18 protein-coding genes are annotated in these 17,691 nt (G+C 48.0%); 12 read left to right on the forward strand and 6 right to left on the reverse strand.

What is annotated here, in order from left to right; all coding sequences use genetic code 11:
* Nucleotides 1-69 precede the first annotated feature (69 nt).
* The 5 genes from ACOMG9_RS09825 to ACOMG9_RS09845 form a co-directional block, all read right to left on the reverse strand.
* Complete coding sequence (locus tag ACOMG9_RS09825; protein ID WP_494530177.1) at nucleotides 70-627, reverse strand: LpoB-related protein; 558 nt, start codon at nucleotides 625-627, stop codon at nucleotides 70-72.
* Nucleotides 628-698: 71 nt separating this feature from the next.
* Nucleotides 699-1,277, reverse strand: coding sequence for a bacteriophage antitermination protein Q (locus ACOMG9_RS09830; protein ID WP_494530178.1), 579 nt, complete (start codon nucleotides 1,275-1,277; stop codon nucleotides 699-701).
* A complete protein-coding gene (locus ACOMG9_RS09835) occupies nucleotides 1,274-1,744 on the reverse strand; it encodes a hypothetical protein (protein ID WP_494530179.1) in 471 nt (156 codons plus the stop codon). The genes ACOMG9_RS09830 and ACOMG9_RS09835 overlap by 4 nt, the downstream gene beginning before the upstream one ends.
* Before the next feature lie 266 nt (nucleotides 1,745-2,010).
* Nucleotides 2,011-4,008, reverse strand: a complete 1,998-nt coding sequence (locus ACOMG9_RS09840; protein WP_494530180.1) for an AAA family ATPase — start codon at nucleotides 4,006-4,008, stop codon at nucleotides 2,011-2,013.
* A 38-nt stretch (nucleotides 4,009-4,046) separates the two neighbouring features.
* Nucleotides 4,047-4,319, reverse strand: a complete 273-nt coding sequence (locus ACOMG9_RS09845; protein WP_494530181.1) for a helix-turn-helix domain-containing protein — start codon at nucleotides 4,317-4,319, stop codon at nucleotides 4,047-4,049.
* Nucleotides 4,320-4,467: 148 nt separating this feature from the next.
* Between ACOMG9_RS09845 and ACOMG9_RS09850 the strand changes: the two genes are divergently transcribed.
* The 10 genes from ACOMG9_RS09850 to ACOMG9_RS09895 all read left to right on the forward strand — a co-directional run bounded on the left by ACOMG9_RS09850 (nucleotide 4,468) and on the right by ACOMG9_RS09895 (nucleotide 11,507).
* Nucleotides 4,468-5,085 carry a helix-turn-helix domain-containing protein gene (locus tag ACOMG9_RS09850; RefSeq protein ID WP_494530182.1) on the forward strand — a complete coding sequence of 206 codons (618 nt, stop codon included), beginning with the start codon at nucleotides 4,468-4,470 and terminating at the stop codon, nucleotides 5,083-5,085.
* 95 nt (nucleotides 5,086-5,180) lie between these two features.
* Complete coding sequence (locus ACOMG9_RS09855; protein WP_494530183.1) at nucleotides 5,181-5,498, forward strand: hypothetical protein; 318 nt, start codon at nucleotides 5,181-5,183, stop codon at nucleotides 5,496-5,498.
* A 39-nt stretch (nucleotides 5,499-5,537) separates the two neighbouring features.
* Nucleotides 5,538-5,948 carry a DUF7173 family protein gene (locus ACOMG9_RS09860; protein WP_494530184.1) on the forward strand — a complete coding sequence of 137 codons (411 nt, stop codon included), beginning with the start codon at nucleotides 5,538-5,540 and terminating at the stop codon, nucleotides 5,946-5,948.
* Complete coding sequence (locus ACOMG9_RS09865) at nucleotides 5,948-6,718, forward strand: ATP-binding protein (RefSeq protein ID WP_494530185.1); 771 nt, start codon at nucleotides 5,948-5,950, stop codon at nucleotides 6,716-6,718. The genes ACOMG9_RS09860 and ACOMG9_RS09865 overlap by 1 nt, the downstream gene beginning before the upstream one ends.
* A 15-nt stretch (nucleotides 6,719-6,733) precedes the next feature.
* Nucleotides 6,734-7,243 carry a DUF669 domain-containing protein gene (locus tag ACOMG9_RS09870; protein WP_494530186.1) on the forward strand — a complete coding sequence of 170 codons (510 nt, stop codon included), beginning with the start codon at nucleotides 6,734-6,736 and terminating at the stop codon, nucleotides 7,241-7,243.
* A 98-nt stretch (nucleotides 7,244-7,341) separates the two neighbouring features.
* Nucleotides 7,342-8,394, forward strand: coding sequence for a hypothetical protein (locus tag ACOMG9_RS09875; protein WP_494530187.1), 1,053 nt, complete (start codon nucleotides 7,342-7,344; stop codon nucleotides 8,392-8,394).
* Nucleotides 8,395-8,405: 11 nt separating this feature from the next.
* A complete protein-coding gene (locus ACOMG9_RS09880; protein WP_494530188.1) occupies nucleotides 8,406-9,095 on the forward strand; it encodes a Rha family transcriptional regulator in 690 nt (229 codons plus the stop codon).
* Nucleotides 9,096-9,155: 60 nt separating this feature from the next.
* Complete coding sequence (locus tag ACOMG9_RS09885; RefSeq protein ID WP_494530189.1) at nucleotides 9,156-9,632, forward strand: hypothetical protein; 477 nt, start codon at nucleotides 9,156-9,158, stop codon at nucleotides 9,630-9,632.
* Entirely contained in the window at nucleotides 9,622-11,328 is a 1,707-nt protein-coding gene (locus ACOMG9_RS09890) for a DEAD/DEAH box helicase (protein WP_494530190.1), read from the forward strand. The genes ACOMG9_RS09885 and ACOMG9_RS09890 overlap by 11 nt, the downstream gene beginning before the upstream one ends.
* An 11-nt stretch (nucleotides 11,329-11,339) precedes the next feature.
* Nucleotides 11,340-11,507 carry a hypothetical protein gene (locus ACOMG9_RS09895; protein WP_494530191.1) on the forward strand — a complete coding sequence of 56 codons (168 nt, stop codon included), beginning with the start codon at nucleotides 11,340-11,342 and terminating at the stop codon, nucleotides 11,505-11,507.
* 5 nt (nucleotides 11,508-11,512) lie between these two features.
* Here the strand turns inward: ACOMG9_RS09895 and ACOMG9_RS09900 are convergent, their stop codons facing one another.
* Entirely contained in the window at nucleotides 11,513-13,156 is a 1,644-nt protein-coding gene (locus ACOMG9_RS09900) for a recombinase family protein (protein WP_494530192.1), read from the reverse strand.
* A 477-nt stretch (nucleotides 13,157-13,633) separates the two neighbouring features.
* Here ACOMG9_RS09900 and ACOMG9_RS09905 point away from each other — a divergent pair, with 477 nt between their 5' ends.
* Together ACOMG9_RS09905 and ACOMG9_RS09910 are read left to right on the forward strand one after the other, a co-directional pair.
* Nucleotides 13,634-13,780 (forward strand): hypothetical protein, encoded by a 147-nt coding sequence (locus ACOMG9_RS09905; protein WP_494530193.1) that lies wholly within the window; start codon nucleotides 13,634-13,636, stop codon nucleotides 13,778-13,780.
* A 138-nt stretch (nucleotides 13,781-13,918) separates the two neighbouring features.
* Nucleotides 13,919-17,542: a PEP/pyruvate-binding domain-containing protein gene (locus tag ACOMG9_RS09910; RefSeq protein WP_494530194.1), complete on the forward strand. Its 3,624-nt coding sequence runs from the start codon at nucleotides 13,919-13,921 to the stop codon at nucleotides 17,540-17,542.
* Nucleotides 17,543-17,691: the final 149 nt, after the last annotated feature.

Genomic DNA, 17,691 nt, shown 5'->3' on the forward strand with positions numbered 1-17,691 from the left:
TGAGGTTTTGCATTTTGAGAAACTATGCCCTATTCAGTAATCATTGGCAAGTTCAACTTACAGATAATGCTATTTTAGATCAGCTAAATCGTTTGCAATTTCCTCTGCCATGTCAATCATCATTTCATCTACGCTTGGAGCTAACACCCCCCTGGTAGCTGAAGATTTGGAGTATAATTGCGTCCAAATTGTTTGTCCTGTTTCAGCACTAATCAGTTTCAGAGACATTGCTATTTTTGTAGGCGTGGCTAATGGGAATTGAGCTTCGCCCTGTGCAAAGCGTGTTACCCTCCCTTTTAAGAGGGCATCAGCATTTATCAATCTCTTCTTGGCAATTATTGTATTTTCATCAAGCAATTCTGAAGGTAAACGATGTTCAGAAACAATTGCGCCTGTCTGAGCGCGATCAACTACAGCATCAAAAACATCTCTATTTGCTATGACCATTGCGATCATATCCGCAGCAGTATTGGCATCTGGAACACCATCAAACGGCAAGACTGCAATACGATCAACCTCTGACAGCGAAAAATTAGGATTGGTATAACCTCGTTTTGAGGTAGAGCCACAACCTGTCAATATCAGAGCTGAAAATACCATAAAGAACAGAATTTTTATTGGTTTCACTGTTATCCTTTCCTTGCTTAAAATTATTCGAACCAATATATGATTTAAACTGTTACATCTCAATAACAACATCAATAGATAATGGAGCTTTGCTTATTGGTTGAATCCAGCCTGATAGCAACTAAAGCTTCTCTATCCAAGTCTTTATCGCATAGAGCCCAGTAATATTCATGCCAAATTTGGAAATCACGCCTCCAATTCTGCCGACAAATCCGACATTTTTTTATCACCAAACTGACAGGGTAGAGATGCCGACCATTAGTCACATAACTCCGATAATCCAGAACGGTATAGGCCACCACATCTCTGATCTTCTGTTGTGTCGCCTCCCGATAATCCCGCTCACTCTCCGCCAGTTTCTCTGTAACATCCTGCTCCAACCATTCAAAGAAACGTCTTTGCTCAGGTAACCAGTGCTCCGTTCTTGGCCCGTACGCCCACTTTGCCCAGGAACGAAATGGCTCATCAAGGTTTTCCACTGCCGCTATCACCTTACCAGCTTCCACGGCATTGCAGATCAGCAGGTTGTTGTCCAACTTGCTCGATTGACTACCAGCCCGAAATGCCAACGGATTAGCCTCAAACCCTTTGCTGGTAAAGTGAATGGCATAGGCATCGTGAATAGCCTGTCTTGCTGAATAGAATTTCATGCTGAGTCTCCATATCGGGCAATGAGCACAGCATCAGCACGACCATTGTCTTTTTTTCGATGAACATCGGCCTCTGGATAGAGGTCTAACACTTTTCCCCGAGAGGCATCCTTGTGAGCACCCATCAGACCTGCAGAGCGTTTCCAACGCTGGGGAGTCACATAGGTCAGAGGAAAACCCATTAAGCTGACAGCGGCTTCCACAGCGCCATAGGAACGGCCAAAATTGAACATGGAGACCACGCCTTGTCCGGGTCTTGCTCCTACTTTTTCCAGATAGACCATCTCTACCTGTTGCCGGGAATAGCCACCAATGATTTTCATCAGGCCATGACCGCTTACTTTTTTCTTTCCTCCCTCAGGGATAATGGGCATATCTTCCAATTTGATGAGTTCCTTATTCTGACTGTCCAGAACTGCTATACCTCCCGTAAGCCCCGGATCAATTCCTATAATAATTTTGTCCATAACTTTTCTTCTCTTCTTATCCTTGAAATTGTCTCTTGAACCTCCCGCCCTTATGCTTTCGCCATGCTTCCCTCGCCCCTCCCCCTTTTACCTCCGCTCTCCTAAAGGAGAGAGCGGGGTGGGGGGTGTGGGTCGGCTAAAGGCATCAACCTACCTGGAGGCCTTGAAAATAAAGGGGTCCAGGGGGATGGAGGGGGTTAAAATATAAGGCCATCTAAAAAATGCCAGTAGGGGGTACTTTTTTGGTTAGATTTTGATCAGTTTGACTAGTCACTTTTGATTGCCTCCTGCCCCTTTTCAGTGACCGTAACAAAAGGCGCATCAACCGCTAAAAAGCCCCGGTAAATCATCGTATCGATGGTTCTCCGCCAGTGCTTGGAACAGATAAAACCTTGCTCATAGCAATCATCCTTGAGGTTTTGAAGTTCTATCCGAGCATTCAACGGATCACGACCACTTTTATGAAGAGTCTCCTGTGCGTTTTCAATTAGGCGATTCAGGGCTTCAATAATTTTGACCTGACGCTCTCCAATCCGGTTTTCAGGGGCATTTTTGGATTTGAACCCGTCGGTCATATTCGGGTCATAATGCTTTAAAACACAGCTGTATTGAGGCTCACCTTCCTCATCCACGAAGGGCAGCCGGACAGGGTGAAACAGAAATTTGATGGGGTCTGGTTCATCTGCGTCCTTCATCTTCTTGGCGGTTATAGTGATTTCGTCGTCTGATTTCACCACTGCATACTCAGCATCCAGTGCACCTTTGAGAGCACTGTTACCACGAGCCCGATCCTTACTACCAACTCCTGTATGGTGAACGATCAGCACGTTGCAGGAATACTTGGCCCGGAGCAATTGGTCGATGTGGTTGATAAAGGTATTCATCTCCTTGGTGGCATTCTCGTCAGCAGGGCCGAAGTTTCTCGCCAGAGTATCAATAACAATCATGGAGGGAATTACACCCCCGGTTTCTTCCACAATTTCCTCAATGCTGGCACTGACCAGCCGGGCATTACCCAGGTCCGTGAGGGAGGCAGCGCACTGGCTGATATAAATCGGGGCATTACGCAGGTTGTAACCATGGGATACCTGCCATGCCATTAAACGCCGGGAAAGACCATTAAAGCCTTCTCCTGCGATATAGAACACGGGCCCCGGACGTTTGACCGGCTTGCCATGCCAGTCTTTGCCTGTAGCAACGCAGCACGCCAGATCGATGGCAGAAAAGGATTTACCGCAGGCTGGCTCACCAAACATCAGTGACAAGCTGTCCATTTCCAGAAAGCCCTTGATAAGCCAGTTAATCGGCTTCACGCCCTTGACCAATTCTTTAACATGGCTGAAGGCAAACTCAGGTTTAGTAACGGGCAGTGGCTCAACAAGAATAGACGAACCGGGGTTATTGTTGTTATGGGTGCAGGAAATGCTGGCAATCGTGGTATTCAGCTCTGCATCAGACAAGGGTGGATGATTGGACTGATTCCATTGATCAAGGATTGCCTTCACTTCCCTGAGAGAGAAATTCTGGCGCAGCAACTGTCCGGCCATACTGGCGGCGGCATTATTGCGACCCTGACCTTCTGCCAGATTACTTCCGTCGTGTGGTAATGGGTACTGATCAGTAGAGAACCCCAGATTACCCGTTGGTCTTTCTTCAGCAGCCTGGCCATTAAAACCATTGATGGTGGCAATATCATCCGGGGAGAGCATAGGCAGATCGTGAAGGTCGGCTATATCCATATACCCATCCGTTTCCCACTGATAAAGCGTACCGTCAGCATGGGTACTGCCGGGAGCCACTACATAACCGCCAATGCCCCGCAAATCGATTTTGTTCTTTCTCACGGAGTTATGAACGGGATAGTCCGAATTGACCTGAAAGTAGTAGTGCTTGCCTTTACTGGTGATGGCTCTTAATGGTGTGCGGGTAATGGCGCCTTCTTCGATAAACTGCACCGCTTCAGCACTGTCTGCATCGACGACTACGACACCATATCCGGTGATTACTGCCCAATTGGTGTGTGGGTAGAGTTTGATCCAGTTCTCGATGGCACTGTCATCCGGTGCTTCTTCCTGGTATTGCTTCCAGCGAAACCGGGGGGCTTTTGGCCATTCAGTTTTTGCTTTCTCTTTATCCCCAGAACAACGGCCATCGACAAACCAGGCAGGAGGTTCTTCAAATGGAGAGCCGAGCGGGACAATGGATAAACCGGCTTCGTTCAGTTTCCAGGCTTCTGTTGCGGTGTTGGGCAAGCTCGCTTCCATACAATGAGTTCCTTTTTATTTGTTATGCAATACGGGGTTTATGAGCGGGGCTTGACGGATTGCAGCATCTCAGGCGTCCAGTGCGGCACCATGCAGGACCAGAGCAACTGCTTCATGCGGGAAATGGACTTATGACCATTCTCTATCTGGGAGAGTTCGCCTTTTGAGCAGCAGAGGAATTCCGCCATCTGCTCCATGCTGATGCCCCGTTCAAGGCGATAGGCCCGGATCAACTGCCCCGGGGTTTTCGGTTGCGTAGGTTCTCGTTTGATCACCATCTTCCGGTTCCTTTTGGAAGTTATGGAAATCAAATTATTGAATTTGCTTGTTTAAATTGTCAATAAATGTTTAATAAAATATTGGCTATTTATACAGTATGTTTAAGGCGCTATTTTTTCCCCATAATGGTTATAGACAACAGTTCGTCAATATTTGCCAAAACCAATAAGGAAAAGAAACGTGAATTGGAAGCAGCGCACCAAAGAGTTACTGGCAGAAAGAGGAATGTCACAATCGGACCTGTCCAGAGCACTGGGTGTTACCCGCGCCACCATCTCTCTCTGGCTCGGGGATTCCAGCAACTACACCGATTACAATGTAGCCAAAATTCAGTACAAGATTGCTGCGGCACTGGACGTTCCCAAAGAGTACCTGGCCAAGGGAAGTGACATTAATAAGCCTGAAGGGCGCGGCGTACCCGTGCTGTCCTATGAAGCCATTAACCGCTGGATGGATGAGAATGCCTGCCATGAAAATACGACATTGATGTTCTGCCCTGTTCCTTGCAGCCCAATGAGTTACGCTCTGGAAGTGCGTGGTAGTGCCATGGATAGTCAAGGTCGCTCTGGTGCCACTTTTCCCACTGGAAGTATGATTTACGTTGATCCCAAACTGCCTATGAAAGAAGGCAATATCTGTGTATTGGAAGATAAAGAGATCATGCTCGGCATCTATGAACGGGTCAACGGTCAGGATACCGTGGTGTTCCTCAACCCCAATTCACCTCGCTTGCAGGTAGAAAGCCTGAAGTATCACGGCACAGTGATCGGAACGTTTACTATGGTCAAGCAATACTAAAACAGATCACTACAAAATATTAAACAAACATTGACATTCTACTATCTGATAGGCAGTCTGTATTTAACAATAAATAACAGATCGCCTAATCAGTCATGAACAAAACGGATTTTTCAGCTGTTCAGGATGTAATCAGCACACTTGCAGAACAAGTGGTTTCGCTACACGGTGAAGCCCAACGCCTCTCTCAAGAAATCACCGCTGTCCATTCCGAGTCTCAGTCCGCTGTTGAGGCTCTGCTTGATGTGATCCAGGACTACAACCGCCAACTCAATGATTCAGAAGTGCCAGCCAATCAGCTGACAGTCATCCCCCGTCGTTTTCGTCTCGGGGAGTTACTGATTGATCTGACCAATGATCAGCAAGTGGCGGTGACGTCCATCCCGGAACTCAGCGAGCTGCTCAGTGACTGACTGAGTTCCACCCCTCCCGCTAAACAATAGGAAATTGCGATGACCGAAAGCAATGATGCTTCACGGCTGGACAAACTCGCCTACGAGTTAGAGCTGGCCAAGCAAGCTGAACAGCAGGCAAAGGACCACCGCCTGACGATTGAACAGCAGTTATGTGAGTTCGTGGGTGTAAAAGATGAGGGCAGCTACTCCGTAAAGGGTGACTACTACAAAGTCACCACCGTCTCGGGCTTCACCCGCGCATTAGATGTAGAGAAGTGGCAAACACTGAAAAACCGGCTCCCAACTCATATTGCTGAAAAAGTGGTCAGAACCAAACTGGAGGTAGATACCCGCCAGTTGAAAAGCCTGCGGGGTCTTGATCCCGCCCACTACAACATGGTGGCGGAGGCCATTACCACCAAACCCAAGAAAGTAGCCGTGAAATATGAACGACTGGAGGTGAAGTGATGGCCATCTCCCTGGAATCCATTAGCCGTTCCTCTGGTATTAAAGCTCCACGCATTGTGGTGCATGGCCCAGCCGGTGTCGGCAAAACTACATTAGGTTGTGGTGCGCCTAATCCTATCTTTATTCAGACTGAGGATGGTTTGGGAAAGTTAGAGGTAGATGCTTTCCCCATGATGACCTCATTTCAGGATGTGCTGGATGCGCTTTCTGCTTTGTATACGTCCGAACACAACTATCAAACCGTCATTATCGATAGCCTCGACCATCTGGAACCGCTGGTCTGGCAGCATCTGTGTGAAACCTATGTGGGGCCAAAAGGTGAGCGTTACCAGTCTGTTGAGGACTTCGGTTACGGCAAGGGCTTTCTTCTGGCGCTGGATTTGTGGCGCCAGCTGTTGGAAGGTCTGGATGCCCTGCGTAATGAAAAGGGTATCGCCTTCATCTTGATTGCCCATTCGGAGATCAAGCGGTTTGAAAGCCCGATGACCGACAGTTATGACCGCTACCAGATCAAACTCCATAAACGTGCCAGCGACCTTATCCAGGAATCCGTCGATTGTGTGATGTTCGCGGATTACAAAACCGTCATTGAGAAGGAAGAAGGCGGTTTCAATAAGGTGAAAACCCGTGGCATCAGCACTGGCCAACGCTACCTCTATACCGAAGCTCGTCCGAGTTTCGTTGCCAAAAATCGCTATGGTCTGCCGGCAGAACTCCCCCTGAACTGGCAGGCATTTAGTGACGCACTGACCAATAACTCAAGCCAATAAACAAGGAGATTACCCATGGCACAGTTAGGTTTTAACGCTGGTGACTACGATCCAACCGATGAGTTTGAGCCATTACCGGCTGGCGAGTACCTGACCATGATCACTGAATCGTCGCTGGAAAATACCAAAACGGGCGGTCGTATGGTGAAGCTGACCTACACCATTATGGAAGGGCAGTATGAGAGTCGGAAACTCTGGTCACAACACAATATTGAAAATCGTAGTCCCAAGGCAGAGGAAATCGGCAGGAAGGAGCTAAGCCGGATCGCTCACGCTATCGGCCAGCCCATGATCAGCGACACTGATCAACTATTGAATCAAGTAGTTCGGATTCGGGTGGTGGTTAAGAATGATCCGGGCTACGGCCCTAAAAATGAAGTGAAAAAATGGATCAATGTGGGTGGCCAGACAATGCAGAGTGCTCCAGCACCTCAGCAGCAGACACCCGCCCACAATCCAGCCCCCGCTCAACAAGCGCCTCACCCAGCAACTCAGTACGCCGCACCACCGTGGGGACAAAAATAATCATTCACCAAGGGGGCTTGCCCCCTTCATTCAAGGAAATTGCCAGACGGTTAAACAGAAAGCAGAACCAGGCCCGGAGCCTGGGAAGGTGAATCATTGTGAAAATCCCCGAATCCAACCGTACAACCATCAAGGCAATTGTCCAGCATTATGAGGACGACCAGGGCGATGCATTCCGGGCTCATCTGGGTGGTTCTATTATTGGTCGCCCCTGTGACCGGGCGCTCTGGTATACCTTTCGATGGTGCTCTGATGTAAAGCATGGTGGCCAATTGCTGCGACTTTTTCAGACGGGCCATCTGGCAGAAGAACGGTTTGTGTCTGACCTGCGCAATGTAGGCATCAAAGTATTTGAAACCGATCCGGCCACCGGTAAACAGTTCAGGGTTTCTGCCTGCAATGGGCATTTTGGTGGTTCATTTGATGGTGTGGGTCAGGGTTTTATTGAAGCCCCCAAGACCTGGCACTTGATCGAGATGAAAACCCACAATGAGAAGTCTTTTAATAACCTGGTTAAAAAAGGCGTAGAGGAAGCCAAGCCAGAGCACTTTATTCAGATGCAAGTCTATATGTATCTGGCCAATCCTCAGCTGACCAGAGCCTTCTATATAGCCGTGAATAAAAATACAGATGAGCTTTATGGTGAGCGGATTCGGCTTGATCCTGTTATTGGTAAAGCTGTCGTTGAGAGAGCGGAATGTATTATTGCCAGTGACCGCCCTCTGAGCAAAATCAGCGAAGACCCTAGTTGGTACCTCTGCAAATTCTGTGACCATCATTCAATCTGCCATAGCCAAGAGGCACCTGCCGTTAATTGTCGTACCTGCCTGCACAGCACCCCGGTAGAAGATGAGCAGTGGCACTGCGCCCGGCACGATATGGACATACCCGAGTCTGTTCAGAAATCCGGTTGTGAGCTCCACCTTTATAACCCGTACCTGTTAGAGCAATTCGCTGAGCCCATTGATAGCGGTGAGTTCTGGATACGCTACCGCCTGAAATCAACGGGTGAGGAATTCATAACTGGCAGAGATAAAGGCCAGTTCTCCTCTCAAGAAATTCAGGCAGTAGAAGACAAGAGCCTGCTGACTGATAAAAAGCTGGCAGGGTTGAAAACGCAGTTTGATGGAACCATTCAAAGCAACCAATAAGGAAAGCCATTATGAATAAAGTCATTTCATTTAGTGTGAACCAGCAAAGTGTAAGTAGTCAGAAAGAACAGACCATGTCCAGCCGGGAGATTGCGGTCGTGACTGGCAAGGCTCACCGGAATGTTAAGCGGGATATCCAGGTGATGTTCAAAGAGCTTGGAATAGATGCGCTCAAATATGAGCAGACCTACTTAGATGGCAGTAATCGGAAGCAAACTGAATATTTACTACCACGATTTGAGTTTGAGGTTCTGATTACTGGTTATGATGTGCAGCGTCGGGCAAAAGCATTGCAACGCTGGTTTGACCTTGAGACTGGCAGGGTTCAACCACAATATGCAACCGAGATTGATTCAGCGCGACTGTTATCAGTAGAACAGAAAATTGATGATATTGAGAAGCAACTGGAAGACCCAACCAACCGTATCCACCTGACTGAACCACCAGAAGGTTATGCTTGCGCTTCGGTATTACAGGAGTTTATCCCCTACAGCTTTTCCTTTGTGAAAAAGACTGTCCGCTACTTCAAACTTCCGCCAGTTTATTACATCACCCAATCCGCAGAGGGCGAGCGATATCCAGTCCGCTCATACAATATTGAGGATTTTATGACCGCTGCAGCATTGGTGGAAGAAGAAGCCAAACAGATATCCCGCTGCTACAAGGAGCACCCTGTCGTCGGCCGCTTCAGAAATCGCTAATTATCAACGGACACCAGGCTCCGCAACCTGTTGCACTCGAACAAGAAAGGACACCAAGAAATGGATCATTCAAAACGCTATCGCTTCATACCAGTCAGCAAACCACCTGCTGCAGATCAGATTGATCTGATCGGCCTTAATCCAGACAGCGGGCTCTGCATAACGGATTATCAACAAGGTAACTTCTACCCTCGGGTTACCCACTACCTGATAGAAGATACGGCTTCTTTTGATCAATACGCTCAGGCGGCTTGTGATGAAACCATCAATGATCTGGAAAAACAGTTAGAGCAATTTCAAAGCCAAACCATCCAGCTCAGGGATTTGTTTGCCATTGCTGCATTGGTGGGAGAGTTCGTCTGCAAACGTGGAACTGCCATAGAGCCTGCGGTGAACTTTGCTTACACCATTGCAGATAAGATGCTAATGGCAAGGGAGGCTGACGACAGTAAACCAACGTCTTTTGATCGTAAAGCCACCGAGCGGGTTGCCAATAAGATCATCAATCAGATGAAGGGCTTTGACCATGGCTTTTGAACTCCGCTGGTATCAGCAGGAGGCCATTGATGCCATCTATCAATATTTCAGTGCCTCTGATGGCAATCCGTTGGTTTGCGTGAGTACTGGTGGCGGCAAGTCAGTGATCATTGCTGACTTTATCCATGGTGTTTTGCGGTACTGGCCTGACCAGCGGTTTCTGATTCTATCCCATGTAAAAGAGATCATTGAGCAGAACCATGAAAAGATTATCGCCCAATGGCCAGAGGCACCAACGGGAATTTACTCGGCCTCAATGCAGTCCAGAGATACCGATGCTCAGATACTATTTGCGAGTATCCAGAGTGTTCATAAACGAGCGGTAGAGCTGGGACACTTTGATCTGCTTATTATTGATGAATGCCATCTTCTTAATAGCGAAAGCTCGGAGACCATGTACTCGCGCCTGATTGCAGGCCTGCGGGAAATCAACCCGGCGCTCAAAATCGTCGGCTTCACCGCCACACCTTACCGAATGAAACAGGGCCTGCTCACGGAAGGCAAGAACCCACTGTTTGATGAAATTGTCTATGAGACCGATATTCAGCGATTAATTGACGATGGTTTTCTATCTCCCCTGCGCTCCAAGGCTGGAAAGGACAAGATTAACCTTGATGGAGTCAGAACCCGGCAGGGCGATTATCTCACCAGTGATATGGAGGAAGCAGTCAACAAGAACGATGTCACCGAAAAAGCCGTGGCTGAAATTATCCAGTACGGTCAGGAGCGGAAGGCATGGCTGATCTTCTGCGTCAGTGTGGCTCATGCGGAACAGGTGAAAAAACTGTTGATAGATGAAGGGATCGAGGCCGAATGCATCACTGGAGAAACCCCAAAAGAAAACCGTGCCCGGATACTGGCTGACTACAAATCAGGAAAGATAAAAGCTCTCACCAGCCAGGGTGTTCTGACCACCGGTTTCGACGCGCCCTTAACCGATATGATCGCTCTGCTTCGAGCCACCAAATCACCCGGCCTGTATGTACAGATATTAGGCCGTGGTCTTCGCATCAGCCCGGAAACCGGCAAGACGGATTGTCTGGTTCTGGATTATGGCGGCAATGTCGAACGCCACGGACCGATTGACCGTATAACCGTTGACCACATAAAAGCTGGCAAAGCTTCCGGAGAACCGCCGGTTAAGGAGTGTCCGGAATGTTTTGAGCTAATTCTTGCAGGCATGAGGGTTTGCCCCGCCTGCAACTATGAATTCCCGGAACAGGAGAAGCATGAAGCAGAAGCTTCCAACGCTGCACTGCTAGCCAACCAGATTGAACCGGAATGGCTGGATGTGGATGAAATCCTATACAACCTGCACGAGAAAAACGGTAAGCCACCTTCAATGCAGGTCTCTTATCGATGTGGTCTGGAAACCATCCGTGAATGGGTTTGCTTTGAACATGGCGGTTATGCACGACAGAAAGCCGTGATCTGGTGGGTGAAACGCTTTGGTCATGAAGCCTGTCCTGAGCTAACCGAGGACGCTCTGCATCGAATCAATGAGATTCAGGATAGACAAGAACCCTGTCGCATAGAAGTGATCCAGGAAGGACGATGGCAGCGGGTAAAGGCTTACGATTTCACAGTAAAAGCAGGCACCCCAAGTGAGTGGAACGACAACCCGGCTAGCAGGCCAAAACCACCAGCATTTAATACTGACCACTTTGATGTATTTGATACGGACATTGATTTTTAGGAGCCCAAAATATGGATATTGTGCAAAAATGCGAAAGAGATGAAACTATGATCCACTGCTTTGAATTCAGCGAACAGCTGGTAATCCGATTTGAGAAAGCCATAAAAAAGAAAAAGCTTAACGGCTCTAATGAAGTCGAAAAGCTGATTCTTGAATGGTTGGAAGAGCAAGGCATGTAACCATGTTACTTGCCTTTCTCCAGCTTAAGAATGCGTTTTTTCCCTTTATAAACGTCGGCGGAGTAATCTTTAAATACCGTAATCCTGATATTAACACCGGATAGAAGGTGAATAATCGCAATGGCTCGCTGACCTTCTTTTTCCGGTAATTGGATGACGATTTTCTCCACGGTCCCCCTCAGTGCTTCGATAAATGGTATTTGATCTTCTTTGGTGGCCTTTCCTAATTGGAACCGTTTATGGAAAGCATTGATGTGATCAATACTTGCAGCCATTGTCGGAGAAGTAAGAGCGTCCAAGTCATTTTCTATCCGGCCTATTTTCTCGTTAATGGCTTCAATATCATTTTCAAGTTTGACCACTCTCTGAACCCCTGATCTTGATCCAGCCTCCACCAGCTCTGCCAGGTTTTCTATCCTTTGTTGTTTCTCATGCAGCTCAGCCTGCAATGCGGCAAGTGTCTTTGTCAGTGTCGCCTTTTTATTGTTCGATGCACTCACCAGCATATCGTCTTTATCAATGACAGCAATGACCTTCATTAGTACTTGCTGAAAGTGATTAGAATTCAAGCAGGTTTTGTTTTCGCAGTTCTTGTAGCGGTATCGGTTATTGCACCGATAGACACGGTAGTCATTTCGGCCAGATGTCGAGACCACAAAAGAACTGCCACATTGACAAAACATCATGGATTTAAAAAAATTGACATACTGCGTTTTGCTGGGCCTGCCCAACTCTCTTGTCAATCTGCTTTTTATGGCTGCCTGTGCAGCATAAAATGTGTTTTCATCAATGATTGCTGGATATGCTTTAATTTCGTCATTTATATCAGCAACTTTTTTAACACCATTGGTATAAAAAACTTCTCCAGGCTCATAAATACCTAACACTCGTTTTGAGCTAAAAATATTGTTTAAAGTTGCTGAAGGGAATCTATATTCCTCGCCATATTTCTCTTCCATCATTTGTGTGATTGAGGCATAGCTCAAGTTTTTTTCAGTGCAGAGGTGAAATAGCTCTTTGACGATTTTTGCCTTGCTCTTAATGACAACAGGCTTTCCCAATGAGATATCAATCCACCAGGGATAAATATTTTTATGGCCAAGTTCGCCGTCAGCAATTTTTTGTCGTTTATACTTCCAGCTTTTCTTTGTTCGCTCCGCTTTGATCAGACTTTCCTCATGGGCTCTGCACAGGATGGTTATTGAAATAATGAGGGGGCCGAAGTTTGACTTGATATCCTCACGGTTATAAGTAATTCGGTCAACAGAGGTATAGATGGTAATCCCTGAGTTCAATATCCGGATAAATAACTCCAGAGCATCCATGATATTTTCGCGACTGAGCCTGTCCAGGCTCTCAACCAATAAAACAGCAGGCCGTTTGATCAGCCCATCATCCACAGCCTTCAAAAAACCACCTAGCGCCGCTTTATCGTCTAAATGCCTGCCATGATAAGCGGATTTTCCAACATCCGTGAGGTGAAAAGAGGTGTCTAACCTCCAGCCTTTTTCCTCACAGATCTTTTGACTTGCTTCAAGCTGGCGTTTTATCCCACTTCCTCTAAGCTGTCTTGTGGATGAGATGCGCTGGTATGAATAGCAGAATGTCGTCCGTGTAACCGTTGTGTCCATTGCTTTTCTTATACTCATAATGCCTCCTACAATCGTGCATTAGTCGTTTGTGAAAAGCAATTATAAGGTTTATGTTATCTTTAACTCCCGACACCATAGTGGCAATCAAGCCAGGGTGGTTGAGGTTCTCAGACGGGTACTTAGGTAAATATCAGTCGCTGTGGTGAAAGGCAGTTATCGAATGAGCGTAAAACCCCGTACTTTGATGACGGGGATGAAAGCTCGGCTTGCAGAGCAAGCCCCTTGTGCTACTTTACTATCCGTCAGGTGTTTTTAGCGGTTACGCTACCTGACAGGAAAAGTAAAATACTTTCCGCTTTCTGCCCGTGTTTGTTAACGGGGTCGCCTAGACAATCCGAAAGGTAGAGCAGATTGTCGAATAAGGTGTATGCCGCCGCTATAGGGTAAGGTATACACTGCGGTCGGGCATGACCGTCTAGCCGTAGGAATCCCCGTCCTTTAGAGGGTGTCGCAAAACTCCAACAGCTCGTTCCCATGCTCTTAGGTCGTCATTCCCGCGAAGGCGGGAATCCAGCGCCGACGGTGGATCTCTGCCTTCTCGGGGATGACAAGGCCAGGGGGGCACCGGTCAGTATGGTTCTGGTGGTCAGTCAGTGTGGATTCCCGCTTTCGCGGGAATGACGAGAATGAAGCCGGGAATGACGGGAGTCAAATCGTTCCCACGCTGGAGAGAGTTTTGCGACACCCTCTTTAGGGCAGGGAGGATTCAATGCTAACCAATAACTCTGGGATGGATATTAATATGAGAGGGATTTCTTGATGTTACCTACTGCTCTAGTTGATAAATCAGACCTTTGCAGCCTGACAACGAATCCGGATCAGAATGCCGGGACTGCAATTCCATCCATAGGGGCTAATGGTTCATCCGAAGGCTATTTGGCTGGTCATGATACCACTGTCGTTCCCGATCCAAAGTCACTGACCGAGCGCACCTGCCGTTCACCTGATTCAGATCAGGCCGCTGACTGTTTTGCCGGCAACCGGGAACAATTTGGGGGCAAGGGAATGTTTTTGCGGCGCATGAAAAAAGCCGGTCTGTCTGTTCCGCCCTTTGAATGTGTTACTGCCCAGATCATGAATGGGCTTGAACAACACCCTTTGGATACCCATCTTTTAGACCGCTATTTACTGGAGTTTGTTTGTGAACCCCTGGCTGAAACCAGTGTCAAAAGCATCCGGGAGTCTATCAATGCCTTGCTGCCTTCAGAGCAAACCAGAAGGGATGAATGGCTGGTGGGTCTGGCGCAATTTATTGCCAGTGATGACTATTACCAACAGGTTAAAGATTCCGACGCGGCCCGGCAAATCAGGGCTTTGCGCCGCCAGCTGGAAGAGCTTTCTAAATCACAGCCCGTGATTGTGCGCAGCTCTGGCATTAATGAAGATAACTACGGCGATGCCCAGGCGGGCAAATACCTTTCTTTAATTCAGGAAGAAGAGGATGTTTTAAGTACCTGCCTTAAGGTCATGGCTTCAGCTTATCGGCCTGAAGTCTGTCCCGAAGGCATACCAAAACCGATGGCACTGATCATCCAGCAGTGTATTGACTGCAAATACGGCGGGGTTGTCATGAGCTTTCAATCTTTTCAGGATGATACCGTCAGGGTTGAGTACACATACGGTCAACCCAAAGGTGTGGTAGCAGGGCAGTCCGGCAACAGGCCCCACCGTATTGATATTTATCGCGAGGATCGTAAAGAAGAAGCTGACAGCTATCAATACTTTGTCGGGACGATCTCAAGTCATTTCGTTCTGCACAAAAAGAACAACGGCTACTCGGAAATATCAATTGATAATGTTAATGCTCAATCAGACGACGGTGGACAGAAACTCACTGATGAAACGGTTTCAGAACTCATAGAGGCGGTGACAAAGCTGGAAGACCTGTTGCTCTGTCCTGTGGATGTGGAGTTTGCCATTGATCGCCGGGGTTGCCTGTTGCTGTTACAGGTGCGCCCTGTTACCCGACTCTCTGGCAGCATGGATTTTGCCATGCTCATACCCAAAGAGACTCTGACCATTGGTGAGGGCATCAGCGAAGGCTATTGCACCGGAACACTTTGGCTGGGCCGGGAACAAGCGGCTGACTCTATGCCAAAGGGAGCCATTGTCGTGGCCGACCACGCTGAAGAGTGGATGCTTGAGCCTGAGTTCCTGAAGCGAGCAGGGGGTTTTGTCTTTGCTAAAGCGGGATTCAATGATCATGTAGCGATCCTCATGAAACAGGAAAAAATAACCTTAATGCGGTGCGCTGAAGAGTTTGCGGCATTGGCCCCTCAGAATGGCCAGCAGGCGACGCTGGCCTGCGCCCGCTTTAACGGTGAGCCCGGAGCCTTTATTGTTGTTGGTGATCTTACCGGAAAACTGGCCAGTCGCAGAAGCCTGGCCTCTGCTGTTGCTGATGCACCCCTGGCAAAGGCCATCCCCTCACGGGAGGATTTGTCTCCCCCTGAAGGCACATTCCTTGAGGTTGCCAGCGGATTTAAATGGCTCACGGAACAAAACGCCCGACTGTTGGCATTTTTTGCCTCCGGCAGCGGACTGGATTGTCTGGCAAACCCGATAAAACTAAGCATGTCGCCACAACGATCAAAGCTACTGGCTGAGACCAGGGAGAGCGTCAATCGGCTGGTGCTTGGGACTCAGTCACTGTTGGCTGGGTACCGGGCATTCCTGGGGCTGGCGGGTAACAGTGATTTATCTCCGCTCAAGTCATGGCGGGAAGAGTTACCGCAACTGGTCAACCGCTTCGAGGCTCTGAAAAAGACCATCCGATATGGTTTGGAGAGTATCATTCTCCCCTCGCAAGCCGGTGAAGAAGACCAGAAATCCAAGGGCGCTTTTCGTCACTGGCTGGCCGCCTGCCAGCAGCTGCAATCTTGCCTTCAGGCACTTAACCCCAAGCAGGCTGATCAGGTCCGGAGTGTCCATGAGCTGATTTTTGCCCTGCATCAGCGCTTCGTAAAGGCACTGGCACCGGTCACAATAGCCTCGGGTCAGGGCCGACTGTCCAGTGAAAGGAAAATTACCTATGTCGATTGTACAACCTCAAGTGATGAGGAACCGCTATTGAGGCCGACCGGCAGAGCATACATGGAAGAGTTGGGGCTCTCAGGGACGGTTATCAGTATGGATGAAGCCATAATTGTTAACCTGAATCTTGGCAGTCATGTGGGCGTGATCGAGCTACTTGAACAGGCAGAGGGAGGTAAAGAAAGAACCTTGCGGCTAACCTTTTCTGACAAATTTGATAGACCTTTTGACTATGGTAGATCCGGCAAGTTCAGGCGTATGTGGTTTCTGGCGCAACTTTTGAGAGAGATCAGGCTGGATGAAAATGCGGGTAGCATGAAGCTGAGCTGCAATGCCGCAGCGGGTGAAATGATCGTCGAATGTCCGCGAATGAAATCACGTAAATCCATGCAGTATGCCTTTGAACATCTGATCATTGTGTTACGTGCCATGTATAATCTCGATCGTCAGTTCGGGGATAAACTTATTTTTGAAGGCGGCCAGTGGGACTTTAACCGGCTTGCACAGCGCCTTGGTCGTGATGTTGCGACAGAAGCGGATAGATTCGCCTTTCAACATTGCCTTTTTGTAATGTCTTATCGGAGTGGGGGTAGTTGGTACATTACTGCTGCCTGCAGCCGGTTATTAAGCAAACACTACCAACAGTTTATTCATCATGCCCGGCGCCTGGGTGCCTGTCAGTTCTCAGTATTTCTCCGGGAAAAACCGGAGGACAGCCTGCGGGAAATGTTAATGAGTGATGAGATAAGTGAGGATATCCGCAGGGAGCTATTACATCATTTTTTATTATTAAATCCCATAAGCGCCACCCGATTGGTTGAGCAAGTGTATAACCTGGAAAATCAATGCTTTGTTATCAATCCATCTTTCCGTCACAGATTGGAGTTTTATGCGCCACCGGGCCCACCGCTCGGGGATCATAAAGAAAAGGTCAGGAGTGCTCTGCTGAAGCATGGTCTGGACTGTGCCAGCCAACGGGTTCGAAATGATAAAGACTTTGTATTACCCGCCATGTCCGAACATCCCCTGGAGCTGCGAAATTTGAATGAAAAGCTGCGGGATGATAGAGAGATTGTCATAGCCGCTGTCGAAAAGTATCCGGGAGCTTTGCGTTATGCCAGTAGAAGACTTCGAAGCGATAAAAGCGTTATCGGAGTGGCAATTGCTGATGGCATTGATGCCTTAACATTTGCCAGTGATACGGTATTGAGTGATCCTGAGTATATGCTGGACTTAATTGCAAAGAATCATGAAGCTTTCCATTATGCTGCTTCCGAGCTTAAAGATAATGAAGCTTTCATTAATGCAGCAAAACAAAGAAACCCCGAACTTCGTAAATACCTCAGATAATCTGCGAACAAGGTCTGATCGATTCAGACAACGCTGACCAGTGCCAACCCTGTTGCCAGCCTGTTGTTGTTTTTTCTACTGCGTGCCTGAAGCTGACGGGGGAACTTTATAAAAACATGATTGTCAAATGTAAAGGTAATGACCAGTTG

The organism is Endozoicomonas sp. PH6C (assembly GCF_059322965.1).